The sequence below is a fragment of the uncultured Pseudoalteromonas sp. genome, assembly GCF_963922945.1.
Lineage (GTDB): Bacteria > Pseudomonadota > Gammaproteobacteria > Enterobacterales > Alteromonadaceae > Pseudoalteromonas.
In genome coordinates this window covers 1-8,836 of the sequence record NZ_CAWUKC010000116.1, presented here as the reverse complement: position 1 = coordinate 8,836, position 8,836 = coordinate 1, and the positions used below count along the sequence as shown (strand labels likewise).

Genomic DNA, 8,836 nt, shown 5'->3' with positions numbered 1-8,836 from the left:
GGTGGAGTAACTTCAAGGGAAAAATTTAAAAAAGCAGCGTTTGAGCTTACATAAATAAAAAGCCACATAAAAATGTGGCTTCTAGGGCCTGTTGACCTTTCAGGATTAAAATTTGTTCAATCTAGGGGCCATTTAATCGCGGCGCGAGGTTTGTAACCTAGTGGGCTAAGTAAAAACCGAGCAACAAAGAGTAAATGGCCCCTAGGCAGAACCCTTCGGGCAGCGCCTGTTTGGCATTTATGCTACGTTATCGCCTATTTATGGGGAACAACCACACTGCATAGGCTCTGCCTTGCCTAATTCCCAAACAGACTGCTGCAAATTCAACCTCGAAAGATAAACAGGCCCTAGGGTTAAATTACGGCGTATTTTTAGCGTACTGGGCTTTTAAAGCGCTGACTTGTTCGTGTAAGTAATTCGCACTTACCTGCTCAGCTTCGATTGGCTCTCCCACACTCACCGACACCAATGACCATTTAAGGCGTGGTAATTGCCACTTGGCTTTACGGCTAAACATACTGCCCCACAAGCCACCTAAGTGAACGGGTACAACAGGCACTGGTGTGCGCGCTATTATGCGCTCAATACCGCGCCTAAACATGTCCATTTCACCATTACTGGTAAGTTTTCCTTCAGGAAAAATACCAACTAACTCACCGCGTTCAAGCGCTGCGGCAACCTCATCAAATGCTTTTGCAAACGCCTTTGGGTTGGCTTTTTCGCTATCAATTGGAATCGCTTTTGCCATTTTAAATAACCAATGTAAAGCAGGAGAATAATAAATAGGAGCAAACACCATAAAGCGTATAGGCCTAGGCGAGGTGGCTAAAATAAACATCCAATCTACAAAACTCACATGGTTAGCTACAATAACGGCAGCGCCCTCGCTTGGAATATTTTCATGCCCTTTTGTGCGCACACGATACATGCATATAGCTAAAATATAGATAACAAAGCGTAAGAAAAACTCCGGCACTTTAGTATAAATATACATAGAAATAAGTAAGTTAAGCCCCGACAAAAGTAATAGTAACGACGAGATATGCCACTGTAAAACAGAGAGCGTTACAATACTTAAAATAGCACTGCCAACCATAAAGAGTGCATTGAGTACATTGTTGGCGGCAATTACCCGCGAGCGGCTTGACTCTTCAGTACGCTGCTGAATTAACGCATAAAGTGGTACTGTGTAAAAGCCTGATGCTATACCAATGCCAGCCATCCAAATAAAATGCCAGATCATATCGCCGGTATTGAGTACTTGTTGAAGCGTTAATAAATTTTCAGAGGGTGTAATATATACATCAATAGCCGGCTCTTGGTTTAACAAATACAAAAATAACGTTATTAAAATGGCGCCGAAAGGCACGATCCCCAGCTCAATACGTGAGCGCGAGAGCTTTTCGCACAACAAAGAGCCAACGGCAATACTTAGCGAAAACACCACCAGCGCACTGGTGACAACAAGCTCATCGCCCCCCATAACATGTTTAACGTAATTAGGTAACGCCGTTAAAATAACCGCACCAATAAGCCAAAACCAACTGATCCCCAGTACCGATTTACCAACTGACTCAGTTTGTGCGTTTAGTGCTTTAAATACATTTTTAGTGGAAGAAAAAATATTATAGGTAAAGCGCAAGTTTGCATCGTTCGCTTCACTAATAGGAATAAACCGGCTACTTAAAAAGCCAAGTACAGCTAACACTAATACCGCAATGCTGATTATCGTTGGGCCTGATGTTTGCGTAATATAATAGGTGCCAAAAATAGTGCCTAATAAAATGGCTACAAACGTGGCTGATTCAACTAAGCCATTCGCTTTTGTTAATTCGTTAGGTGCAACGTGTTGCGGGAGAATTGAATACTTAAGCGGACCAAAAAAGGTACTTTGCAGCCCCATAAAAAACACGGTGGTCAGCATTAGCCACACATATTGCGTAAAAATAGAGGCTGCGCCAATAACCATAATCGGTATTTCGCAAAATTTAACAAGCCGTATAAGCTTTGATTTTTCTGTTCTTTCGGCTAATTGCCCCGCCATTCCTGAAAATAAAAAAAACGGTAATATAAATAAGCCCGCTGCAAGGTTTGAATACAGCGCACCATCGCCAAGCGTGGCGGCCTGAAATACTAATACTATAAGCACAGATTGCTTGTACACATTGTCGTTCATAGCCGACAAAAACTGAGTTACAAAAAGCGGTAAAAAACGCTTACTGCTGAGCAAGCCGTCTTTATTGCCGTGTTTATTATTTTGCATAGTACTCCTTACTAATCAGATAAATTCCTGATGTTTGCTTATATCAACTTGAGCAATATTTTTAAGGCGCGTGAGCCGTGTCACTATCGCGTAAGTTAGTTTTGTTAGTCAATAATTTATACCACAACGTCGCCAAGTTTAACTCAATTATTAATGAAATATGATTACCGGCATACTCACACACGTTATACGGTAATAAAAAAGCAAACACAAAAAAGCCTACATATTTTACTATGTAGGCTTTTAAAGCGATTTCATATAGTCGTATTAGTCTTGCGTAACCGCTCGGCGGCCACTGAAAGCATGCATTAACGTGGTGCCATCGACTAAATCAAGCTCACCACCCACAGGGATACCATGCGCGATACGCGAAGCACCGACATTATATTTATGGCAAAGCTGAGCAATATAATGTGCCGTGGTCTCGCCCTCAACCGTGGGGTTGGTTGCTAAAATGACCTCGTTAATACCGCCATGCGAAAGCTTTTGTTCAAGTATATCTAAACCAATTTCTTTGGGGCCAATACCATCAATGGGTGACAAGTGCCCCATAAGTACAAAATACAAGCCAACATACTGCCCTGTTTGCTCTATTGCCAACACATCAGTGGGCGACTCAACAACACACAGCACACCCGTGTCTTGGCGTTTTGCGCTTAAACAAATGTCACATTGTGCTTGTTCAGTAAAAGTACGACACGACTGACAATGCCCCACCGCACTCATTGCTTTGGTCAAAGCATTACCAAGCTGTGTGCCCCCTTTACGGTCGCGCTCCAATAAATGAAACGCAATACGCTGCGCAGACTTAGGGCCTATACCTGGCTGGCAACGTAGCGCTTCTATTAACTGCGTTAGACTATCTGAAAGTTGCATAATTATTAAAACGGCATTTTCATACCTGGTGGTAATTGCATACCGCCAGTCACTTTGCTCATGCGCTCTTGCGTTTCATCTGCAACACGGCGAACAGCATCGTTACATGCTGCAGCGAGTAAATCTTCAATCATGTCTTTATCATCTTCCATCAGGCTATCATCAAGCTCAACACGGCGCACATTATGATTACCAAGCATGGTTACTTTTACAAGGCCTGCACCGGCTTCGCCAACAACTTCCATCGTCGCGATTTCGTCTTGGGCTTTTTGCATGCGCTCTTGCATTTGCTGCGCTTGCTTCATCATGTTACCCATTCCACCTTTAAACATAATTTTCTCTCTTTCTTTTAAACTCTAATTGTCATGAAGATAAGGGCGATTGTATTTAATTACAATGCCTGAATACTGTTTTCGTCGATTTCGGCACTAAATAGCTGCTGAAATTGTACTATGTTTTCATCAGATGTGATCACATCAATTGCTTGCTGATGACGCCCCGCATCTATTTTTTGCTGAATTAAATAAGGCGAGTCAATCACCCCTTTTGCAAAATTAATACTTAGCGATACGTTATGATCATATATGCTTGATAACGCCGCATCGAGCTTTTGCCTAAGCATGGGCGTATCTAAGTGCTTTTGCGATTCATCCACGTCAATATGTAAATTGTCGCCTTGCTTGGTAAAAATCGAGTGTAATGCAAATTGGCGCATTCGCCCACCAAGCCCCATACGTTTAATTAAATACGCCCACTCATCCTGTTGATGCGCAAATTTAATCTCACTAATTGGGCTTTGAAAATCATCTGGAACCGGTATAGCAGGCTCTTGCTCTATTACCTCTGGCTTTTTTTGTGGGTTAATTTGCTCAATCAGCTCAGGGGCTAAGTTTTCAGTAATTGTTTGATGCTTTTCTTTAAAATCAACCTTACGCGCTGGCTGGCTTTGCGTTACTGGCTCAGCTGGCGTTTGGCTCCCTGTTACTGGGAGCGCTGGCTTTTTTTCGCTGTCACCTTGCGCGTGGTCATGCCATGGCGGTGAATCATTTTGTGACTCACTCGCTTGCGAGCGTGTATTGTGTGGCGTTTTTTCAATGAATGGCGCTGCTTGAGCAGGCGCTTTTGGTGTTTGCGCATGCTCAGTGGTATTTACACTTCCCCCTGAAAGCCTGCCTGCCCCCGATATATTTCTATCACGTAAAATTCTAGCTATTGCCGATTGAGCTTGGGCTTCTTGTTCACGCACACTGCTATCGTTAATATCAGTGTTTTCTGGTGCAGGTTGTGTATGTTGCGCTGTTGGTGGAGGGTTATAACCTTGATCTACAGCACTGCTCATAACCTCATCAAATTGTGCAGCTAAACTTTGCTCCATATTACTGTGTTGCAGATAGGCATCGTCTTCACTTTGGCGCTCAGCAGCCTCGTCACTCTTAGCAATGTGTTCATTTTGTTGCACATGGCTCGGCACTTCGTTCTGATTGCTCTGAGCCACAGGAGGTGTGCTGTTACTAGGTTGCTCACTTGGTGAACCTGTTAGTGGCTCTGGGGACGATTGCTCTGCTGGCTCATCAATTTTTTGACTTTGATCAGCCACTGCTTGCGGGGCTGAGATTTTGTCTTGCGATACTGTTTTATTTTTATTTAATATATCTCGCAACGCATCGGCGCGACCTTTACTACTAGTAGAGGTAGGCGTTGCTGCATTTGCTTTGGCACTAGGATCAGGAAGTGCCTGAGCAGACATTGTATCTGCAGACTCAAATGCTAACAAACGTAGCATTATCATTTCAAAGCCTAAACGAGGCTCTGGCGCCCATTGCAGGTCTTTTTTACCGTTTAACAATAATTGATAATACACTTGTATTTGCTGCGCATGAGTATGCTGTGCAACATGGCTAATATAATCAACGTTTTTGTCATCAAGCTGCGCTGCTTGTGGGACAAGTTGAGCTAATTGAATAAGGTGAGTTAATGAAATTAAATCATCAAGTAAGGCAATATAATTAGGATTACGGCTTGCAACTTGGGCGATTTCTTCCATGAGTGCACCACCGTCTTGTGCAAGCAGAGCAGCAAGCAAACTTTGGCTGTAATGTGTGTCCATTAAACCAAGCATAGCTTGCACGGCTTGATTGTTTATATCGCCATTGGTTTGCGCAATTGCTTGATCTGTTAGGCTTAATGCATCTCGCATACTGCCATCGGCGGCTTTTGCAATAATACTCAGCGCCTCTTTATCAAAGCTTAGTTGCTCTTTTGTGAGTACATGCTCAAGCTGGGTCTTAATTTCACTTTGCGAAAGCGCATTTAAATTAAACTGTAAGCAGCGCGATAAAATAGTGACGGGAAGCTTTTGTGGATCGGTGGTTGCCAGTAAAAATTTCACATGCTCAGGCGGCTCTTCTAACGTTTTTAATAACGCGTTAAAGCTATGCTTAGAGAGCATGTGCACTTCATCTATTAGGTAAACTTTATAACGTCCGCGGGTGGGTGCATATTGAACGTTATCAAGAATCTCACGAGTATCTTCAACTTTGGTGCGAGAAGCGGCATCAATTTCAAGTAAGTCAATGTATCGCCCTGCTTCTATATCAGTACAACTACTACATTGCCCACAGGGCGATGCCGATATACCCTCATCACAATTTAAGCTTTTAGCAAAAATACGTGCAATGGTTGTTTTACCCACACCACGGGTTCCAGTGAATAAATAAGCGTGATGCAGTCTATTTTGCGTAAGCGCATTAACAAGCGCTTGCTTTACATGAGACTGGCCAACCAATTCATGAAAAGTTTGCGGACGCCATTTTCTCGCTAGAACCTGATAACTCATCAATTACTCGCCTTCAAACTCAACAAGTTTTAAGATTTTAATACCCATTTTTTCTATACGCTGCTCACCACCAAGCTCTGGTAATGACACAACAAATGCGGCATCAGTGGCTTTACCGCCTAACTTTTCAACCAGTTTAGCAGTGGCTTCAATTGTGCCGCCGGTCGCTAATAAATCGTCAATAAGTAAAACTTTATCGCCTGGGACAATTGCATCAACATGAAGCTCAAGTGTGTCTTCACCGTATTCTAGTAAGTAGTCTTGACGGATCACTTCGCGCGGCAGCTTACCTGGCTTACGAACAGGAATAAATGGGATCTCTAACGCATAAGATAACGGAGCCCCAAAAATAAAGCCGCGAGATTCTGTGCCAATAATTTTAGTAAAGCCTTGGTTTTTATATTCGTTTATAAAAGCATCTATAGTTGCTTTAAAGGCTTCTGGGTTTGCCATTAGTGTAGTTACATCACGAAACATAATGCCTGGTTTAGGGTAATCGGCAATGGTTGCGATACTGTTTTTAATAATAGCGGGTGTTACTTGAGTCATAAGTTTAATTGCTCAATAGTTTATATTTCAAAGCAGCTGATTATAACCTTAACTGACGTTAAAATGCGAGTTTGCTGTTATTTAAAGCGCGCAGATTTAATAATTAAAAGGGAGGGATAAATAAGAAAGCATAAGGCTGATAGCGATAACAGCCTTAATAAAACAAAGAGCGTTAGCTTAGACTTGTCATCCAGCCTAAAATCGCATTTAAGCAGCCAATACCTACAAAAACTGCTAAAAAAGCAACAAAGTAAGTAGCGTTAAACGGATCTTTAAAGTCTTTATCATCTGACATTGGTATAACCTTTTTTAAGCACGATAAATAAGGCTGCCATGATAGACGAAGTAAAAAAATCAATAAAGACCTTAATGTTGATTTTTTGTCACGATAATACCGCGCTCGGACATTGCATTAAGCGTACTTAACGCGCCTTGCGCAATTTGTTGTTCACTAAAATTAGGCGCATGAACTAAAACCTGCTGGCATATACTCTCAAACTCAATGCCCGCATTTGATTCTATTATTGAAAGTAGTAAAGCGGTCATTGCATTTGTGGCCAAAAATTGCACGTCATCGTCATCATCGCGGTATACAACAAAGTAATTAGGCTGCTCAGATGGCGTGCTGGGTATATACTCTGTGCTGATATGTTGAACCGCATACTGATAGCTTAAATTACGCGCAACACTCGATAAGTAAAGTGCAGAACTGGTCAGTTCAGTACTTTTTAAGCGTAGCTCGCTGGTATCTTCATTAGCCACGGAAACATCAAGCTCTATCCATTCATAATGTGCCAGCTCTAGCATAAATGGGTAATCGTATTCTTGCATTATATAGCCGCTCGATAAGTAATTAATAAACTCCCCTGCTATATCTAAAAAATACGGCGATTGACAATCGTGCTCACTAAAAAAAGCCCGGACTAATTTGTCCCATTGCGCCTGTGAATAGAGCGTTTTGAGTACCGGAAAACCCGATGATAAAAATCCAGCAATGTTATTAAAAAATAAATCGCGGTAAATGGCCATGCGTCTATCTTCAATGCCTTTGGGCTTCTGATTTTTCTGTGGTGCCCGAATGTGCGCCATAAACTCATTTTGAGTATCAATAAAGCTCATACTTATTTCCTTATGCTGTTTGCTGAGCAGGCGATGCGCATAACTGCTTATTTTGTATCTCATGGATGATATCAAGCTCTTTTATAAGCTCGTTTATACTCGGAATATTAAAGTCACGTTCTAATAAAGTAGGAAACACACCATGGGCTTGATACGCTTTTTCAAGTAACTTCCAAACGGGGTCAATAACATCAGCACCATGCGTATCGACGATTAAATCATCCGCTTCGTTGTAGTGCCCCGCTACATGCCCATATGCAATCCGCTCTGAGGGTAATCCTGTTAAAAACGCTTCAGCGTTGTAACCATGGTTAACTGAATTAACAAAAATATTATTCACATCTAGCAACAACTTACAATCGGCTTGCTCTAAAATCGTATTAGTAAATTCCAGCTCTGATAATTCTTGTCCAGGGGCGGCATAATAGGATACATTTTCGATAGCTATATGGCGCTCTAAAATATCTTGTACTTGCCTGATCCGTGGTACGACATGCGCAATAGCTTCTTCAGTAAAAGGAATTGGCATTAAGTCGTACATGTGCCCTTTACCAGAGCAGTAACTCAAATGCTCACTAAATAACTTGATGTTGTGCTGATCAAAAAACGTTTTTAGTGATTTTACAAATTCAGTATCAAGAGGCTCTGGCGAGCCAATAGAAAGCGATAAACCGTGGCAAACAAAATTGTTAGTATCAGTTAATGTTTTAAATTGTTTTTTAAATCGCCCACCGAGTTTAAGCCAGTTCTCGGGCGCCACTTCCATAAAATCAATTTGCTTTGGCGTATGCTCAAGTAACTCATCGAGCATTTCTCGACGAAGGCCTAAACCGACCATACCAAACGCCGATTTTTGTGCTGCTTTCATTCTTTTCTCCTTAAACAAAAAAGGCCAAAAGGCCCTTTTATCATAACGTACACCTGAGGAAATTAGGTACTTAAGTTAGCATGTTATTGGCCACCACACTTGCCTTCACCGCATTTGCCTTCTTTTTTATCTTTTGCATGACCACCGCATTTACCTTCGCCACACTTCCCTTCTTTTTTACTTTTTGCATCGCCGCCACATTTTCCTTCACCGCAATTAACTTATTATATACCTTTAGCGTATCAGACTCTTATACATTCTACGAAGAGGTGGTCTGAGTATCATTTAAAAAAAAAGGGTGGGGGGGGGGGGGGGGGGGGGGGGG

General features: G+C 42.0%; 9 protein-coding genes. All 9 read right to left on the bottom strand.

Features of this window, described 5'->3' with window-relative positions:
• Positions 1-358: 358 nt before the first annotated feature.
• Entirely contained in the window at positions 359-2,263 is a 1,905-nt protein-coding gene (locus tag AABI99_RS16875) for an MFS transporter (protein ID WP_338367260.1), read from the bottom strand.
• A gap of 267 nt (positions 2,264-2,530) precedes the next feature.
• Positions 2,531-3,139 (bottom strand): recombination mediator RecR, encoded by a 609-nt coding sequence (gene recR / locus AABI99_RS16870; protein WP_338367258.1) that lies wholly within the window; start codon positions 3,137-3,139, stop codon positions 2,531-2,533.
• 5 nt (positions 3,140-3,144) lie between these two features.
• Entirely contained in the window at positions 3,145-3,471 is a 327-nt protein-coding gene (locus AABI99_RS16865) for a YbaB/EbfC family nucleoid-associated protein (protein ID WP_055015242.1), read from the bottom strand.
• A 59-nt stretch (positions 3,472-3,530) separates the two neighbouring features.
• A complete protein-coding gene (gene dnaX, locus AABI99_RS16860) occupies positions 3,531-5,975 on the bottom strand; it encodes a DNA polymerase III subunit gamma/tau (protein ID WP_338367257.1) in 2,445 nt (814 codons plus the stop codon).
• A 3-nt stretch (positions 5,976-5,978) separates the two neighbouring features.
• Positions 5,979-6,524 (bottom strand): adenine phosphoribosyltransferase, encoded by a 546-nt coding sequence (gene apt / locus AABI99_RS16855; protein ID WP_338367256.1) that lies wholly within the window; start codon positions 6,522-6,524, stop codon positions 5,979-5,981.
• Positions 6,525-6,696: 172 nt separating this feature from the next.
• Positions 6,697-6,819 carry a hypothetical protein gene (locus AABI99_RS16850; protein WP_338367255.1) on the bottom strand — a complete coding sequence of 41 codons (123 nt, stop codon included), beginning with the start codon at positions 6,817-6,819 and terminating at the stop codon, positions 6,697-6,699.
• A 71-nt stretch (positions 6,820-6,890) separates the two neighbouring features.
• A complete protein-coding gene (locus AABI99_RS16845; protein WP_338367253.1) occupies positions 6,891-7,643 on the bottom strand; it encodes a putative DNA-binding domain-containing protein in 753 nt (250 codons plus the stop codon).
• 10 nt (positions 7,644-7,653) lie between these two features.
• On the bottom strand, positions 7,654-8,481 hold the full coding sequence (locus tag AABI99_RS16840; RefSeq protein ID WP_338367261.1) for a DUF692 domain-containing protein: 828 nt from the start codon (positions 8,479-8,481) through the stop codon (positions 7,654-7,656).
• Positions 8,482-8,581: 100 nt separating this feature from the next.
• Positions 8,582-8,710: a hypothetical protein gene (locus AABI99_RS16835; protein WP_338367251.1), complete on the bottom strand. Its 129-nt coding sequence runs from the start codon at positions 8,708-8,710 to the stop codon at positions 8,582-8,584.
• Positions 8,711-8,836: the final 126 nt, after the last annotated feature.